General features: G+C 39.8%; 14 protein-coding genes. 6 read left to right on the top strand and 8 right to left on the bottom strand.

All coding sequences use genetic code 11. From position 1 onward, the window contains the following. The first annotated feature begins 267 nt into the window (after positions 1-267). The 3 genes from WC743_RS20295 to WC743_RS20305 all read left to right on the top strand — a co-directional run bounded on the left by WC743_RS20295 (position 268) and on the right by WC743_RS20305 (position 2,369). Complete coding sequence (locus WC743_RS20295; protein ID WP_373014989.1) at positions 268-1,317, top strand: sensor histidine kinase; 1,050 nt, start codon at positions 268-270, stop codon at positions 1,315-1,317. Next, on the top strand, positions 1,314-2,060 hold the full coding sequence (locus WC743_RS20300; RefSeq protein ID WP_373014991.1) for a LytR/AlgR family response regulator transcription factor: 747 nt from the start codon (positions 1,314-1,316) through the stop codon (positions 2,058-2,060). Before WC743_RS20295 ends, WC743_RS20300 begins: the two co-directional genes overlap by 4 nt. Positions 2,061-2,174: 114 nt before the next feature. After that, on the top strand, positions 2,175-2,369 hold the full coding sequence (locus WC743_RS20305) for a hypothetical protein (RefSeq protein ID WP_373014993.1): 195 nt from the start codon (positions 2,175-2,177) through the stop codon (positions 2,367-2,369). A gap of 43 nt (positions 2,370-2,412) precedes the next feature. Here the strand turns inward: WC743_RS20305 and WC743_RS20310 are convergent, their stop codons facing one another. The 8 genes from WC743_RS20310 to WC743_RS20345 form a co-directional block, all read right to left on the bottom strand. Next, positions 2,413-3,084, bottom strand: coding sequence for a carbohydrate-binding family 9-like protein (locus WC743_RS20310; protein WP_373014995.1), 672 nt, complete (start codon positions 3,082-3,084; stop codon positions 2,413-2,415). After that, a complete protein-coding gene (locus WC743_RS20315) occupies positions 3,071-4,204 on the bottom strand; it encodes a phosphotransferase enzyme family protein (RefSeq protein ID WP_373014996.1) in 1,134 nt (377 codons plus the stop codon). Before WC743_RS20315 ends, WC743_RS20310 begins: the two co-directional genes overlap by 14 nt. Positions 4,205-4,282: 78 nt before the next feature. Further along, entirely contained in the window at positions 4,283-6,085 is a 1,803-nt protein-coding gene (locus WC743_RS20320; protein WP_373014998.1) for a DUF5107 domain-containing protein, read from the bottom strand. An 8-nt stretch (positions 6,086-6,093) separates the two neighbouring features. Beyond that, positions 6,094-7,914 carry a glycoside hydrolase domain-containing protein gene (locus tag WC743_RS20325; protein WP_373015000.1) on the bottom strand — a complete coding sequence of 607 codons (1,821 nt, stop codon included), beginning with the start codon at positions 7,912-7,914 and terminating at the stop codon, positions 6,094-6,096. A 28-nt stretch (positions 7,915-7,942) separates the two neighbouring features. Continuing rightward, positions 7,943-9,595, bottom strand: a complete 1,653-nt coding sequence (locus WC743_RS20330; protein WP_373015002.1) for a RagB/SusD family nutrient uptake outer membrane protein — start codon at positions 9,593-9,595, stop codon at positions 7,943-7,945. Between the two features lie 6 nt (positions 9,596-9,601). Next, positions 9,602-12,766 (bottom strand): SusC/RagA family TonB-linked outer membrane protein, encoded by a 3,165-nt coding sequence (locus WC743_RS20335; RefSeq protein ID WP_373015004.1) that lies wholly within the window; start codon positions 12,764-12,766, stop codon positions 9,602-9,604. Between the two features lie 206 nt (positions 12,767-12,972). Further along, on the bottom strand, positions 12,973-14,040 hold the full coding sequence (locus tag WC743_RS20340) for a LacI family DNA-binding transcriptional regulator (RefSeq protein ID WP_373015006.1): 1,068 nt from the start codon (positions 14,038-14,040) through the stop codon (positions 12,973-12,975). 326 nt (positions 14,041-14,366) lie between these two features. Continuing rightward, the gene (locus tag WC743_RS20345) at positions 14,367-14,804 is read right to left on the bottom strand and encodes an Rrf2 family transcriptional regulator (RefSeq protein ID WP_373015008.1); all 438 of its coding nucleotides are present in this window, start codon (positions 14,802-14,804) and stop codon (positions 14,367-14,369) included. Positions 14,805-14,949: 145 nt separating this feature from the next. On the opposite strand from WC743_RS20345, the gene hmpA reads away from it, so the two are divergent. The 3 genes from hmpA to WC743_RS20360 all read left to right on the top strand — a co-directional run bounded on the left by hmpA (position 14,950) and on the right by WC743_RS20360 (position 18,318). Next, positions 14,950-16,161, top strand: a complete 1,212-nt coding sequence (gene hmpA / locus WC743_RS20350; protein ID WP_373015010.1) for an NO-inducible flavohemoprotein — start codon at positions 14,950-14,952, stop codon at positions 16,159-16,161. 433 nt (positions 16,162-16,594) lie between these two features. Beyond that, positions 16,595-17,167 (top strand): RNA polymerase sigma-70 factor, encoded by a 573-nt coding sequence (locus tag WC743_RS20355; protein ID WP_373015012.1) that lies wholly within the window; start codon positions 16,595-16,597, stop codon positions 17,165-17,167. Between the two features lie 131 nt (positions 17,168-17,298). Further along, entirely contained in the window at positions 17,299-18,318 is a 1,020-nt protein-coding gene (locus WC743_RS20360; RefSeq protein ID WP_373015014.1) for a FecR family protein, read from the top strand. Positions 18,319-18,493 lie beyond the last annotated feature (175 nt).

Consider the following 18,493-nt stretch of genomic DNA (forward strand, 5'->3'; position numbering starts at 1 on the left):
GCAAAAATAAAACGGTCTAAAGACTTTTCAGAATTGCTTTTTTCTTCGGTATTATGACCGGATACATGTCATAGATAAATTATGCCATTCTATCTATTTTATTGCGTAAACCGTCTATTAGCTCATTTTTTATGCAAATAAGTTAGTGCTTTGTATCATCCCGGTGAGATGGGATTTAGTTGATTACTGTTTTAAAACGGTATGGTGCGTTTTGCCTGAGAAACAAAACGCACTTTTTTATACTACTTTTACAATAAAAACCCCTACATGGTTCTTGCAGTTTTAAAGAAAGGTTTCTTTTCGGTGCACTTTTATATTGTAACCGGCTTAATAGCGCTTATGCTATTCCCGTTAGCCTGGCCAATTAAGCTCCCGAGCGAATTTTGGGTTAAACAGATACTCATTCACATGGTGTGGGCAGGCCTGTTTTACCTGAATTTTCTCTTTTTGGCGCCGAAGCTATTATACAAAAATAAAATAGCGGTATTTCTATTGATACTTATCGTCATTCTTGTTTCGGTTGTTTATTTAAACAATTGGCTGGATGATGTTACCGGGTCTAAAGAAGCTATACTCAAAATCTTTAATAAGAAAGCATCAAAGGACAATAGTCATGACAACTATTGGACTATTATATCGGTGTTGGTATTGCTCGGTATCAGCTCTATAATCGCAATTTCTAAAAAGATCAAGTTAGATCAGGCTGCCTTCCAGGCAACTGAAAAAGACAAGGTCACTACCGAGCTATCCTTATTAAAAGCACAGATCAATCCACACTTTTTTTTCAATACATTACATACCATTTACGCACTGGCAGATAGCAACACCGCTGCTTCAAAGGATGCTATTTATACCTTATCCCATATGATGCGGTATGTGATCTATGAAACCAAAAACGACCTCACCGAGCTCGAAAAAGAAATAAAGTTTGTAGAAGATTATATCAAATTAATGAAGTTGCGGTTGACTGACAATGTTCAGGTCATTTTTGAAAAGCAGGCGAATCTGAAAAACTATGACCTTGCTCCCATGTTATTCCTGCCTTTTATTGAAAACGCATTTAAGCATGGTATTAGTTCTGTCAATCCCAGTTATGTTTATATAGACATAAGTCAATCGGCAAATACGGTAAGATTGGAGGTAAAAAACTCCCTTTTTAAAGAAAAAGCAAAGTACCTGGAAGAAAGCAACGGAATTGGCATTGCAAATACGAAACGCAGGCTGGACCTGCTATACCCCGGTCGGTATACTTTGGATATTTCCAATGATATTCATACCAAAGATTATGCGGTAGTTTTAACGTTAAAATTGAAATGAAAATTAACTGTATAGCGGTAGATGATGAACCGATGGCCCTCAAATTGGTCAGCTCCTATATTGAGCAAACACCGTTTCTTAAATTAGCAGGTACGTTTGCTAATGCAATTGATGCATTAAGGGCTATCCATGAGCAAAGCGAACTGCAACTCATATTTTTGGATATCCGTATGGCCGACCTGAGTGGTGTAGAATTGGCCAGGATCATTGAGCAAACAGGCAGAAAAAAAACGTTGCGAATTATTTTCACAACAGCGTATGACCAATATGCCCTGGAGGGTTTTAAAGTTGATGCGCTGGACTATTTGTTAAAGCCCTTCAGTTTTGTTGATTTTACCAAAGCCGCCACTAAAGCTTATGACTATTTTGTTCTTTTGGAAAATAACAACACGGGCAGTGATTTGTCGCCGGTTGAGAATAAGAAAAACTACATCTATTTAAAAGTCGATTATCAGCTGGTCAAAATTCACATCAACGAGATACTTTATATTGAGGGTTTGAAAGATTATGTAAAAATCTTCCTGAAAAACCAGGATAAACCCCTGCTTACGTTAATGAGCTTAAAAAGCCTGGAAGAAAAGCTTTCTTCCGCAGGCTTCCTTCGTATTCACAGATCATTTATTGTTGCCGGGAGTGCTATCAAATCCGTTACAAAGAATACCCTTCAGGTTGGGGACACAACCATACAAGTAACCGAACAATATAAAGATGCGTTTACTGCCTTTATCAAAGAGTGGCGATAGAGAATTTGTAATAAGGTTAAGCGACATGCTTAATTTGGCAATTTAAAGCATCAGTTAAAGAACTTTTTGTAAACAATTTTGCCTGTGATGGGTAGTCTTTTTAAAGACGTTGTTATGCCCAAGAAACATCAAACCATGCCGGAGGAACCCGAAGAAATGCCCGTGCAGCCCGAACGGCCCGATATTCAGCAGCCCAGGGATCCGGGCGAACCACAAACGCCAGAGGAGGCGCCGGATAATTTACCGCAGGAAGTGCCGCCAGATGAAACCGGGCAACCCGAGATAAAACCCGATGAATTTGAAAAATGAATGATCATGAACGCGAAAAACAAATCATTAGACCAATCCTATCTCAGGCCTGATTTATCTTTATGTCCTCTGCAAACAACGCTTTACCGAAAAACTCGGGTAAATGAAAATTAGGAATAGTTGAGTATATTTTTGACCATGATAAATAATGTGGTTGTGGCAGATCATCGCCACACTTGTAAAAGTTTATCCGGCACCAAATATTTTCAAATGATGTAAATTGATGAAACTGAAAAACGCTGATCGGTATTATCAGGCTCAATTCCCATTTTATTAAATCTGACCCTGAATTATGCCCGGTATGAAAAGACGCCTGATATTTTATTTGCTTTACAAGATCAACAGGTACTTCAATTCGGTTTTCTCTTTCACCCCCAAATCCGATATGACATGATCCTGCACAATTGAATTCAAGGTTGTAATATTCTTCTTCATTGTTAAAAGCAATGAAAAACTCAACACAACTGTCTTTATACACCGGCCCATTGGTGGCCCTGTGGATAGCAGTTATTGCACTTTCTTCGACGAAATATTTCAGAAGGATATTTGTCCCGTTATATGCAATGGCAAAAGCAACATCAGGCTGGTAACCGAATTCCGGCCAGCAAACAAATTGTATTTGATGTCGTTCTATTTTGCTTAATGCCTTAGATACCTGATCAATATCACCAATGCCTGGCCCCAATGGCAAAGAAAATATATTAAGCTGTTGCACTGCTGTTAGTATTTATATCGCTTTTTAAGGCGAGACTAGCAGTAGCTGAAATAAATTCTTCTATCTCTGCAAACTGCTCTTCAAGTTTTTTAAGCAATTGCAGCTGTGCCCTCGTCCGCTGTAGATTATGTTCTGAAAACTGTACTTTATAATAAACATCGCCGTTCAAATAATCCGTCAGGAAACGCACAGCTTGCATGTACGGGAATAATAATACCGCTAATGAAAGTGATTTTATTTCATCCTGTGTTAAAAACCTGGCCGTTGCAGTTAAGTATCCTTCAGTAAAAGCTTTAAACAGAGGCATATTCAGGTTGATTTGATCAAGATCTTTCTCATCTTCCGGCGCTGTATTTATAATTGTACGGATAGCATCCCCAAAATCAAAAGCTACATAACCTGGCATAACCGTATCCAAATCGATGACACATTTTACTTTATTATCATTGTTAAAAAGCAGGTTATTAAATTTGGTATCGTTATGTGTTATCCTTAAAGGTATTTTTCCCTGTTCTGCCAACTTCTGAAGGGTCAACATACGCTCAGTTCGCTCCATAATAAATTCTATTTCGCTAACCACATATTTTTTTCGATTCTGCGGATTAGTTTGTATAGCCTCATTTAGCTGGGACAAACGTTTGCCGATATGATGAAAATCCGGAATGGTATAATGCAGCAGATCAATATCCATATCAAACAGTAAAGTTTGAAATACGCCAAAGGCCTTTCCCCCCTGATATGCCTGTTGGCTGGATTCTACCTGGTCAATACTTTTAGTATTTTCAATATACCCATACATCCGCCAGTAATTGCCCGCGTCATCATGATAATAATACCGGCCATCCTCAGTATTTATTAATGACAACACATCTGTATCATCAGTCGCCAAAGCTTCGCTAAGCTTACTTTTTAAATGCATGGTCACCAGGTGTATATTGCTCATCAACGAGGGGACATCTTTAAACACATTATGATTAACCCGTTGCAACAAATACCCAGGTAAGTGTTTACTTCGATGTTGAATGAAAAATGTGTCATTTATATGCCCTGAACCATAGGGCATAATTGTAGACAGATCCGCATCTATGCAGAACTTTGATATAATATTTGTAAAGTTCAATTCTTCTTTATTTTAACTAAAATAGTTGGGTTATATGACAGCTATCAGCGTATCAATCATCTGGTTAGAAAATGCCTGTCATTCATATTCGCGATAGGCACCAAATCTTGCCAGTTGATCTTCACCTAACTGTTCAGGAATAGGCAAAAAGGGAACATTCAATTTTTTACATATCTGCACCCATAAATTTGTCCGGTTATAGGTTTGATGCACCTTTTGAAAAGGAACAGATAAAAGCAATTCCTTAGCTGCCTGGGGAGAATTTTTGTCAATTAATAATTGCACCTTTCTTTCAATGATCCATTCATCTTTTAGCGCACCCACCTGGCCCAACCATTTTTCGCGTTCGTTAATGGTTTGGCTGCCAATACTTCTTAAAACCTTATCTCTTTCAACAATTACCTGCGGATGCAGTTGCACCCATGGTTCCGTTATTGCGTCAAAAGCTTTACGTGCAGCGGCTAAATCGCCCTTTTGTTTATATAGCCTTGCCAAAAGCACCTTTGCTAATCCTTGGTTTGAGGCAGAAAGCACGGAAATAGATTCATCTATTTTGCCTCTTCCCGCTAACCATGTGCCATAGTAAAACCGCCACTTATCAGCATTTAAACTATTAGATTTTAAAATAGCCCATTTAAAACATTCATCCAGTTTTTCCATACCTGATAGCGGCCAATTATTCCGTTCTGCATCAGGCGGGGCAGGCAAAGGGGTTTTATGGTAAAAAGCGTTGCTTAATGCCAGCCAAACATCAACATCATTAGCCCTGGCCCATTCAAATAGTGGTATGTTTTTAACGGGCCTTAAAGAAATTTGCGGAACTTTCAATTTGTAAATATCCAGGGCCTGATCAGACGGTATCCAAAATTCGGTATGCCATCTGGTTTGCTTTGGACCCAGCTCCAGTTTTATTGATTGGTTCCCTATCGGGCCGCCCTGAATTTCAATATACTGTTGTTGTTTCGCTGTGCTGAGTAACGACCATGAGGTATCTTTCTCGGCGCCATAACTCCATAATTTCATCCCGGGCGAAATTTTCTGGTCGGCTACATGATACAAGCCTGTTCCGGATGATGGTGTATAGGCACCAAAAACATTTGCATCTCTGCTTTCCCAAAAATATCCTGTCATCTCTTTTATATCCGCCTGTTTGCGCGGGCCCTGCTTCTCCCAATCTATTGTATCCACTTTTGAAGCATGGGAAAGCACTTTTCCTTTGGGAAAATAAAAGCGGGTATCAGGTGCCGAAGGCATTGCTGCGTTTGACCATGACATCCACGGATAAGCATCGGTTCCCGGGTTATAAAAGACAACCCTTTCTGTTAAAAAGTCGTCTTCGGGGCCTAATGAATATTCAACCGACCACTGCATGCCAAAGCGTAACTCCCTCTCCCCGCATGTAACATAGGTACGATCAGCAATTTTATCGATTTTATACTTCAGCTTTTCATTCTGGCTTGGTGAATGTGATATCGGAAAACTCACTTCTATCCCCCCTGCCACAAAATAAAATCTTGGTAAGATGCGGGTTTGGCGTATAACATCAGGGACATATAATACCTCTTTACCAGATTTTTTTAAAATCATGGATGTAACTTTACCTCCCAGATCCGGACAAATAGTAGCTTTAATTTGTTCATTCTCCAGAACAATAAAATTATAGCTTACGGGTACCGGCCTGTTAGATGTTTCACAATAACTAACATATGGGTATACCCCACTTGGATCAAAAGCTGTTGGAACAGGCCCAAACGGTGTTAATTGATGGGTTAATATTATACCCTTATGTTCCCTGTTAATTACCTGCAACCGTTTTTTTTGTGCGATGCTATGATTTGTAAAACCAACTGTAATTAAAATCGCTAAAATTGTTAATCTCATTAGTAAATTTAATTTTTACGTGCCAACCGGTCGCTTAATTCTTTGATGATCTTTTGCCCCTCGTAAATATCCGTCTTTAGCTTATCTTCTTTAAAATCGCGCTCACCGGTAAGGGTTTTTAAGTGATCCTCCAGTTTCTGTACTAAATCTTTACTTTTTTTATCAGCAGACTTTGAGGCCATCAATTTCAGTATCCTTATTTTTTCGTAATCAACAATTCCTTCTCTTAATTTCTCAAACCTGATGCCGCTGTTAGCGCCCGGATACACCAGGTAACAATCGCCGGCAGCCCACGTTCCATGACGTGCGTCCCGTATCGGATCCTGTGTCCACGCATCGTATGCCCAGCGTAAAAAGCCATCGTAACCATACGCCGAGGCATACCAGCTTATCCACCGGCCTTCAACAGGTGGCGAAAAAAGAAAGTTGTTTGGCTTTGGAGGGTTACAGCAAACATAGTAGGTTGTTGAAAACCCTTTTGCAGAACGTGCCTTCACCACATCCATAGATGATTCCTGACCCGCAAGAAAACTATAATCATCTAAAAGACCATCCAGTTCGGGATGCCAGTTGCCTGCGTAGGTGATACGCCATTTTGATGAATTGTCTTTAACCGCTTTAATTGCCGCCAAAGTTTCTTCTAAAGCATTCTCATTGATGCCAATGTAAGTTTTTTCAAGCCAGCCTTTCTTTTTCAGATGCGCCTGCAGATCATTCAGGAATGAATCCCAGTAAGCTTTAAATTTTTCAGATGTAGGCGGCCAAATCTCGGTAATGTAATTGCCCGTCTTTTCATCCATGTAACGAAACCTGTTTCCCCATGGAAGCGGTGTATACACTGTAATTGCTTTATCAATCCCTACACTCATGGCCAGTTCTACGTATTCATCAAATATCTTGTAGTCAAATTTCCATGAGCCATCCGCCTTTTTAACCGGTTCAATCATCCCACCCTCTATAGTATAGGAATTATCGCCCCAGGGAGAATGTACCGCGTAGGTTGTAATATATTTTCCGCCTGCATCAGCATATAGTTTTAAATGCTTTTTCAGCAATAGTTTATGCTCTTCAGACCATGGTTCCAGATGGTTATCCCAGGCAAGCACCCATGGATTTTGCCATAGGTCAAGCCTGTATTTCCAATCATGCGGAGGTGGAAGGATTTGATTCTGTACAGTAACATTTATTTCCAGCTTGGTATTAAAGCCTTTAGCAGTCACCTCAACAATGCCTTTATATTTGCCTGGTGCGGCACCTTGAGGCAAGTTTACAGATAGCCATACCGGCCTGGCCGTGTTTCCCGGCACATCAAAACGATCAAATGTTTCAAACCGGTCCGGCATTAAGAACCCGCCTTTGTAAGGCGAGTCGCCGCAAACCACGTCATATGCTCCGTAGGGATAGTTGGCCAGCACATATCTAACCATATTAAGGCTTATATTACTTTTGTCTATTACATTACCTTTATCATTCACCAGGTTGTTCACTTTAAACCGGACCTGCTGTAAGGTATCTGCCGACCAAACTAATACTTGGGTGTTCAGCCGTTCGCCTTTCCACCCGGTAGCAGACCAGGATTCTGATTCTTTTGGCAACATCGGTACCTCTGCTCTAAAATACAGTTCTTCGGCTGAGCCAAAGCCGGTATGAAAGCCTTTTTGCGAAACCCATTTCGCCGGATCAAGTGGTTTGTCAAAGGTAAATTCAGGTTGATAATGCACACCTAAAACAGGCATCAATGAAGCATCAACCTGCCCCTTAAATTGCTGGGCAATTGCAAGTACTGCAAACAATTGCGATAATAAAGTAATTAATATTTTTTTTCTCATTATATTTTAATAGCTAAGTTTATTGAGCTTACCAGCCCGGGTTTTGTACAAGTGTTCCGTTTGATAATTGGACTTGCTGCAAAGGAATTGGATCAAGATAGTGTTTTGGCATAAAATTACGTGCACCAGCGGGCTCAGCTACTATAAATCCATTTGCATCTACTTGAATGTCAGTACCTACCTTTAGATCTGGATATCTTTGCTGAAACTCTGTCCCCACAAATTTAACACCTTTTAATGCCTGGGGCAATTCGGTTTCCGCTGTTTTCCATCTCCGTAGGTCATCCCTGCGAAAACCTTCAAAAGCCAGTTCTACAGTACGCTCGCGTCTTATCTCAGCTAACATATTAAGGCCATACGCGCTAACGGTAGCGTTGGTAAGGGCAGGCATATTAACCCGGCTCCTTACTACATTTATTGTCCGGTTTAAGTCCTGGTCAGAAATTGCCCCTTGTTGCTCATACAGCGCTTCTGCCAAAATTAACAGTACTTCGGCATACCTGAATTCCTTAAAATCGTATGCTCCCTGAAAGGTTGCGGCTTCTATGGTTTCATCTAAAAATTTCCTTAGCATATACCCGGTATGGGTAGCATTTGAACCTGTAAAGCCGGGATAGGTAGGCTGCATTAAACCACCCTCAAAAAATATAGTGCTTCCCGGAACGATAAATGTCATTGCCATCCTTGGATCCCTGTTTTGAAACTCACTGACAAGCGTATTGTACCCCTGGAACAAAGGCGACTGCGTGATTGGGCGCCCGTCTTTTGACAGATATAAATCGGCAAGGTTTTTTGTAGGTACCATTGCATTAAACCACAACTCCCTAGTCCAGTTATGTACAATTCGGTTAGCATAATACCTTCTTGCCAGAATAACTTCTTTGCTATCATCCCCCTGCAAAATAAAAAGGTATTTATAGCTGTCGGCCCCTTTTCCGGCATATAAAGCGTACTCGTTTGAAGCAACTACCTGTTCAGCAGCATCAGAAGCAGCCTTAAGATACTTTATGGGTTCACCTTCATTATGATATTTTGACCAGGTGCCCATGTAAAGCGCAACCCTGGCTTTTAGCGCCAATGCTGCCCCTTGAGTAACACGGCCCATTTCATTTTCTGTTAACTCGCTTTGTTTAGGTAGCTTGCTTATTGCATTATCCAGGTCACTCAATATAAAGTCGACAATTTCTGTTTGAGTTGAACGCGGTGTATACAGTTCTTTAGAAGTCACATCCAAAACCTTATCTATTTTAGGAACACCACCAAAGGCTTTTACTAACCGCCAGTAATTATAAGCCCTAAAAAACGATGCCTCGCCTACCCACCTGTCTATAGCTGAGCCAAGTTTAGATTCTGGTGCTTTTTGTAGTAAATAATTCACACCTCTAATTTGTTCATAACAAGAATTCCATAAATCTGAAGATGCTGAAGGAAGGTATGAACCATTACTTACCGGATTGGCCCCTGATCCAAAAGCGATATCGGAATTATTATCTATATACTCCGGCGCTTGTTGCAGCCCGTAATAAAAGTTGTTTGCTGACAACTGAAAATCTCCGGAGGTTTTCCAGAAAGATGCATCTGAAAGCTGATCCTTAGGTGTGAGGTTCAAGTCCTTTTTGCAGCCGGCAATCACTACAATAGCCAGCAAGAAAAAATATTTTTTATTTATAAATCGTTTCATGATCTGTTATTTTAATGTGATGTCTAGCCCAAATGAAAAGAATCTTTGAAAAGGATAATTAAAGCCACTTTGTGCTGCTTCAGGATCCCATCCGCCCGGCACGCTGTCTAATTCCCACAAATCCTGCCCGCTAACATATACCCTGGCTTTAGAGAGGAATGTTTTTCTCAGCACGCTTTCGGGAAGCGTATACCCTATTACTAAATTCTTAAGCCTGGCATACGCGCCATTTACTTTTTGTAAAGTAGAAGGCTGGTAGTTCCAGTAGCGTATGTTTCCATTGCTTAATCTTGGATATTTAGCATCAGGCCTGTCTTCGTTCCAGGTTTGTCCAAAATAAAATGCAGGTGGTTGTCTCCACCAGTCGCTCCATGGAATAGAGTACTCGCCGGTTCTGAATATGGTTCGTTTACCAACCCCTTGCAGGAAAATACTGATATCAAAATTACTATACCGTGCTGACAGGTTAAGTCCGAAATTATATCTCGGCGAAATAGTCCCTACATTAGTAACATCACCATTATCACCAGGGCTATTACCATAGGCGCTAATTGTCCCGTCGCCATTAACATCTTTAAACCTGGCATCGCCTATACCTATGTCTGACGGTACTCCTCCCAGCTTTTTATAGTCGGTTAATTCCTGCTGATTTCTGATCAATCCGTCAAAAACATAAGCGAAATAAGTATTGATCGGATATCCCTGGCGAATAGTATTTAAGCCTGGGAAATAGGTATCGGCTCCGCCATAATTAATAACTTTATTTTGTGCGTCACTTACTAAAACACGGGCCGAATAGCTCACCTTTCCAATTTTATCCCTATACTCCAACGAGCTTTCAAAACCCCATGTTTTCAATTCTCCTGAATTTGAAAAGGGCGCTTGTGCCCCTAATATGCTGGGATAAGTAACCGGTATTAAAAGGTTTTTATTGTTCTTTATAAAGTAATCGAAAGAAACATTCAGTTTTGATGAAAAAAAGCTCGCATCAAGCCCTATATTCTTATTAATGAGGGTTTCCCATGTTCTATTAGTAGAAACCATTCCAGCTAATGAAGCGGCCTGGGTTTGCCCGCCTGCGCCAAAAGGATAGGAACCACTCACATTAATCAATTGCAAATAATCATATAATCCAATACCCTCCTGGTTTCCGGTTTGGCCATATGAAGCCCGCAGCTTTAAGTCTGACAAAAATCTCACATCCTTTAAAAACTGTTCCTGTGAAATCCTCCATCCTACTGAAACGCCCGGAAACAATCCCCACCTGTTATTTGGTTCAAAACGAGAGCTTCCATCATACCTCAGGTTAGCTTCAAGCATGTATTTATTATCAAAAGCATAACTGAACCTCGAGAACAAAGAATTTATACCCCAGTGTGTCCCTCCGCCACCATTTGACATATTATTGGTTCCGCCTAAATTTAGCGCCCAAACATCCTGCGTTATAAAATTATCTCTTCGGGCATTAAACCAGTCAAAATTACTTTCTTCGTGCGAGGCGCCCGCCATGAAATCGATATCGTGCTTACCGCCAAGCTTTTTATTGTATTGCAGGTACCCGGTAAAATTACGGTAAGTGGTCTCTGAATTATATCGCGCAAGACTGCTCTGCTCCGGATTTGCAATGGCATAATAAGCCAGGTCGCCATCCCAATTATAAAGGGGTACTGATTTTGCAATATCATTATCATTCTGAGATGAGTAGTTTACACCAGCCTGCAGATTAACTTTAAACCCTTCAAAAACATCAGCACTTAGCTTAAAATTTGTATTTAGGTTACGTGTACGAAAAGTAGAGGTAGCAGCCTGTTTAGCTTCCGCAACCGCATTTCCCCATCCGCCCTGTGCAAAAAAATCGCCCTTTGAATTATAAACAGGAACATTAGGCATCCCAAATATAGCTTCAGTAATTAACCCGGCAGACCCCACCCCGCCAATATCGGTCCGGGTTTGATTTTCTACCGAAACTTTTGTTTCAAGACGTATCCTTTTTGAAAAATCATAATCATAGTTCATCCGCAGGTTATATCGCTTGTTACCATTATCTGCATATTTGATAACTCCCCGCTGATCTGAATAACCACCTGATAAAAAATAGGTAGAATTCTCTCCGCCGCCGGAAACATTAACATTATGCTTTTGTTGAAAACCATTCCCTAATACCTCTTTTATCCAGTCGGTATTTTTAAAAAAAAGCTTCCATCCTCCATAAAGCGGATGATCTATCGGGTTTGGGTCATTATTTATTATTCGTTGAAGCATATCAGGCGTATACATAGGTGCAGAACCATTATGAATGTTTGCCTCATTATCCATAAGCGCCATTTGATAATTTGTAGGGCTTTGCATCATTCCCGACTCTTTGGCTATTGCTGCGTTTGCGCTATAACTAACGATGGGTTTACCTTTTGTTCCTCGTTTTGTAGTTACAATAAATACACCATTGGCAGCCCTTGCACCGTATATTGCTGCTGCTGCATCCTTTAATACGTCAATAGACTGAATGTCTGAAGGGTTTAATAAAGTAAGATCACCAGGCACCCCATCAATCAAAACCAGCGGAGAATTACCACCATTGGTTGATGAATACCCCCTAACGTTCAAATTGAACCCTTCCGCTCCGGGCTGACCGGACGACCGCTCAATAACCATTCCGGGAATCTGGCCCTGCAATGCAGACAATGCATTTACTGTTGGGCGCGATTCAAACACTTCAGAACCCACCGAGGATACCGACCCAGTAAGATATTTTCTTTTCTTTGTACCATAACCAATAACCACAACTTCATTCAGGCTGGTATTTGCTTCCTCAAGTGTTAAGTTGATCACAGACCTTTCGTTTACCGGAATTTCAACCGTCTGATAGCCTACAAATTTAAAAACCAGCGTACCGGTCCCGGGAACGGTAATGGCAAATTCGCCCTTGGCATTAGTTGCGGTAACGACCCGTTCATTTGACTTTAGAAAAACAGTAACACCGGGCAATGGCCCGTTCTTGTCACTAACCTTTCCTCTAACTGTGATATCCGCAGCATAAAGAGCGGACTTCTTTGCGAGCGGCACATTGCCGGCATTGGAATTACCCCAGCTAAAGAGCAGACCAATACATAGTAGGAATAGCCCACAGGCTTTAACCCACTTCTGATAAGTTTTAGTAAATCTTCTTCTCATGAAATTTGGTTTTAAGTAACGTTTGCGTAAACACTAATTGTATGCGTGTGCGAATACTTAGGTTTAATTGGCTGCGTTTGCGCACACACTAAATCAAAATAACCGTATATAATTGAATAATGCAAATTATTTCAATTAAATTTTATTTTATTTCCTAAATGACAAAGCAACAGATTGTAATGTGCCGGAATCCTGGCAGCGGAGAGCTAATCTTCCAAATAATAGTTGAGGTTTTCTTTAGTAACAATATCTAACGGGAGATATTTTAATATGGGCACTTCTTTTCTGAATACCAGGAAGTCGGTTAGTATATTAATACCCCAAAAACCCTGTCCCTTTGGATTTTGATTGATTAAAAAGCTTATAGCGCCTTTATTAAGATAGTGAAGGTTTTTTTGCAAAAGGTCATAGCCTATGATTTTAATATGCGTAACATGCCTTTGCTCTAAATGATTTGCAATTTGATGGGCCTTTGATGTTGTTACAAATATGCTTTTTAAATCCGGATGACTATCAATTATCTCATCAAGCTGCTTTATAAAAGATGATGCGCTCAGCTTATTCAATATGGTTGTTACAATCTTATACTGGTGATCGATATCATTCCCTTTAAAATAATTACAGAAGCCCTGTTCTTTTTTCAACAAGTGGGCAGCGTTGCCCGGTTCTTCATCGATGTGTGCAATTAGAATAGAACAGGGATTGGGTTGCCCGTAATGGATAAGTTTGGCAGCAAGCATACCGCTTTGGTAGGAGTCCTGGCCAATATAAGTAAGTGGGTCATAATCTCCTATTTGTGTATTAAACAAAACAAAGGGTATGCCCTGCTTTTTCCACTTTTCAAAGAATGGCAATGTTTCCCTGTAAAATATTGGCGATAAAAAGATGCCGTCAGGTTTACTCTGGGTTATTTCATTAGCTTTTTCAATAAATGATTCGACCAAATTAGGATTGAAAACAAATTGATGAACTACTATTCCAAACTGCCTTAATTCATGCTCTGCTTTTTCAACTCCCATTTTTGGCGCTTCCCAGTACGAATCGATCTTATGGTCGGGAATAAGTACAGCAAGATTATAGGTTTTCTTGGAAGCCAGCGAGCGTGCCATCAGATTAGGTTCATAATTCATTTCGTCAATGATTTTAAGAACTTTTACACGAACGTCTTCCGCTACTCTCCCCCTTTTATGAATGACCCTATCAACAGTGCCTGTAGATACACCTGCTTTCAACGCAATATCTTTTATTCGAACGGGACTGTTTTTTGGAGACATAGTATTTATTGTCAAGTTGGCAAATATAGCCTAATATTTTTCCGGGGAAAACTTGCTTGAAAAAAATAGGCTTTTAATAATGCAGGGATCGCTGTCAGCATGTTTCTTATTGCTGAATCATCCGGTGATACATTTTTGAAAAATCAAATAAGTTGCTGAAAATCAAAAATAAATAGAGGTACATTTTGAAACAGTCAGAACAGGCAAAGCGATAGAGATCGCTATTCAAAAATTATTGGAAGCATTTTGTTGCCTTTAAGATAATACAACATGGTTTGCAGTTTCGTTCATTTTATTATTGGTTACGACCCGGAGGGAGCAATCAATTATTTCTTGAGTGATAGCAATCCACTCATTAGCTCCTCGTTAAAATTGCCGATGGTTGTATCACTTAACATGCGCTGAATATTATTGCGAATATCCTTAAACTCATTATGCAGCGGGCAGGGATTAACTTCTGAGCATTGTTTTAAACCCAGCGCGCATCCTTTAAAAAGACTGTCGCCATCAACGGCTTCTACAATTTCACTTAAAGGACGTTCCAAGGCAAGCGCATCCATATAAAATCCGCCATTCGGGCCTTTGTTGGAACTGATCAGCCCCTTCCGACTCAGATCTTGCAGTATTTTAGCCAAAAAATGTTCGGGTGAATCAATACCGGTTGCTATATCTTTAATGCCTACTCTATTGCCCAATGCCGTTTTATGTGCTATAAACAAAACGGCCCTGATAGCATACTCACATGTTTTTGAAAAAATTGCCATAATTTAATAGTACAAAAATAACAAAAAAATTAATAAAAGATATTTTTGTCTTTTATTTTTTTAATGTATAGTTTTGCCCGTCAATCATCAAAACGCGCGGATCATTATCAAACAATAAAAGATAAAAAGGTATTAATATATTATTATGACAACTGAACAAAAAACACTCATCACAGCAACCGTTCCTATATTAAAAGAAAACGGTGTGTTACTGACCAAATATTTCTATAACCGGATGTTTACCCATCATCCTGAACTTAAGAACATGTTTAACATGGGCAATCAGCAAAGCGGCAGGCAGCAGACCGCTTTAGCTATGGCTGTATTGGCTTATGCTGAACACATAGCCGATCCAAGTGTGCTGCTTCCGGTAGTTGACCGTATTGGCCAAAAGCATGTTAGTCTGGATGTTCGCCCTGAACATTATATTATTGTGGGTAAGCAACTCATAGCCTCTATACAAGAGGTCCTCGGCGACGCAGCCACTTCAGATATTGTAGATGCCTGGACGGCCGCATATAACCAGCTCGCCGGCCTGATGGCTGAGCATGAAACTAATTTATACGCACAACAGACCAATAAAACCAATGGATGGACTGGCTGGCGGCCATTTAAGGTGGGTAAAAAAACTGTTGAATCTGCCGAAATCACCTCTTTTTATCTCTACCCGGCAGACGGTGGAAAAGTAACACCGCATCAGCCAGGACAATTTATCAGCATTCGCTTGTTTTTACCGCAGCTAAATTTGAAACAGGCCAGGCAATACAGCGTATCAAGTACGCCGGGACATGAGTATTACCGCATATCTGTAAAGCGCGAAAAAGGCATCAACATGGATACTGACGGCATGATCAGCAACCATCTTCATGATTTTATTAATGAAAATGATGTTATTGACCTTACTGCACCGGCAGGCAACTTCGTCCTTGCTCCTGATATGGACGCTCCGGTTACCCTAATAAGTGGCGGGGTCGGTCTCACGCCATTAATGAGTATGCTACATAGCCTTACAGAAAATGAATATGCTCACCCCATAACCTGGCTCCACGGTTGCCGTGATGAATCTGTACATGCATTCAAAAACCAACTGAACGAAATTGTACAAACAAAAAGCAATGTAAAACAACATATTTTCTACAATCAGGTAACAGAGGAAAATAAAGAAGCCGGCGTTTTTGAAGGTTATCTGGACATCAATAAAATACCCTCATTAAATCTTCAGCCAAATGCGCATTATTTTATCTGCGGCCCTTCAGTATTTATTCAGAAACAATACCATGACCTGGTTGGCGCAGGGGTAAATAAGGAGCGTATCTACTTTGAGGAATTTGGCCCGCAGCTATTGTCACTTAATTAAGGCAACCTGCAGTTTTTAGTATTGTACTTTTATAATTAGCTTATCTTCCAGTTACAAAAAGAGGCAACAATGAACCTGTTGCCTCTTTTTGCTATGCCGGCACTTTAATGTCTTTGAGAAAAAGAACCGTTAGAACAACAGTATTACAGCGACACCGCCGGTCTTCCAACATCATTTTAATGGGAGAAACTGACTGATCATTATCCCCTATCGTTTGATACATTTTGCGAACAATTTTGGATTGAAATTGAATATTTAGTGTTAAAAACACAATTATTAAAAAATTATTTGTTTTTTAACAAGAATCTTTTAATCTTGTAATATTATAAGCTATAAACCAGCCAAGAATAAATATCCAGCAGTAATAATGTAACTTGTGATAAGTTGTAATTGTAACACTTATTGCCGTGCGCCTAACTAATGAAACTGAAGAATGAATAAGTTGCACAAACTTTCTGACGATGAATTAACCAGTTTGTTCGAACAGGGAGACATTGCGGCATTTGAAGAGATTTATAATCGGTATTGGTTAAAGCTTTACGCTGCTGCTTATAAACGTCTGAAACAAAGGGAGCAGGCAAAAGAAACTGTTCAGGACCTTTTTACCAGCTTTTGGCTCAACCGCAATAAGGTTAAAATAAATATTTCATTACAGGGTTATCTCTTTACATCGGTAAAATATGCTGTTTTAAATTATAAAAGGGCCGAAACCGTACGCCATAACTACAGCGAACTACTGCAACTGGTAAATAACGATTTAGATAACTCCACTGAAGAAAACTTTAAGTATAAAGAATTAAAAGAACGCATTGATCAGGAGGTTACGCAACTGCCCAATAAATGCCGTTTTGTTTTTGAATTAAGTCGTAATCAATATAAAACCAACAAAGAGATAGCCATACTCTTAGGAATATCCGAAAAAACGGTTGAAAACCACCTTACCAAAGCACTAAGGTATTTACGGGTAAACATCAACATATTAATACTTTTCCTTCTGTTCGCGTAGGTATTCATTGTCCGTTTTACTTCATTTCAAAGCGTCTTTAAAATTTTTTTCAAAAAAAGTAGGGGATAACACTTAGCAGAGTTACATCTTATTATAAACCAATATTAAAATCTTGTATCAGCAAGCACTTAATGAAAAGTAAACTATCACCGGAAATTCTGGAAAAGTATTTTAAGGGCGATTGTAACGAGGCGGAAATCGCCGAAATACGCGCCTGGTATGCATCATTTGAACCCGATTTGGATGATATTTCTGCCTTACCCCGGGAAGAAGTACAATTATTAAAGCAGTTAATGTGGAGTAATATAAGCGATAATATCGAAAGCAATAACGTTGTTGATATTGATCGCAGACGTTCGTTGTGGCGGTCGGTTATATATTGGGTAAGCAGCAGTGCAGCCATATTGCTGGTGCTTTTTTTGGTAAAACAGCAGGGTACAAGGCCAAATACGGTAGCCAGCCATGCCCGGGAGCCCCTAAAAGAAGCGGTTAGCAACACTGCCGGTGTCATAAAAAAAATTACACTTTCTGATGGCAGCACAGTTTGGCTGAGTCCAAAGTCGGCATTAACCTATCTGCAGAAATTTACCGGGCAAAAACGGGAAGTAACGTTAACCGGCGAAGCTTTTTTTGAGGTTACAAAAGATAGTAACAGGCCATTTTCTATTTATTCGGGAAACGTAATTACAAAGGTATGGGGTACCAGTTTCCGTGTCCGTTCGTTCACAGCTGATAAAACAACGAAGGTTAATGTACTAACCGGAAAAGTATCTGTAGCCATTGCAGTACCAAAAGAAACAAGAACCGATTTAAACAACGAAGTAATGCTGTTGCCCAACCAGGAAGCCGTTTATGATAAAAACCTGGGCCAGTTGCAAAAAAATGATAAAATTAAAGATGTGTCCATTGGTATGTGGAAAAAGGCCAACTTGTCTTTTAACAATACACAGTTAAGGGATGTATTTAAGGTTTTAAGCAAGAGCTTTAACGTAAAAATAAGTTCTGATGATGAACGCATCAATTCAGACTATTTAAAGGCTGATTTTACCAACGAGAACTTGCCGGCCATTATGGAGATCTTACAAACTACGCTTAATGTAACCTATAGCGTTCGTAACGAAAACGAATTTATTTTGGAAGGCAGTAAATAAACCAATTATTATATAAACATATAACCTAAATAACCAGTATGAATAAAAACCCCATTACCTAAAGCATTAAACTTCTTGAAAAAAGAATAGGAGTGCTGAAGACACTCCTAAATCTTTAAACCCGTGCGTAACGCCTTTAACAGGTGAACGGGTATGTTATGTCTCAATTTTTTCA

Origin of the sequence: Mucilaginibacter sp., assembly GCF_041660805.1 — a bacterium.
Lineage (GTDB): Bacteria > Bacteroidota > Bacteroidia > Sphingobacteriales > Sphingobacteriaceae > Mucilaginibacter.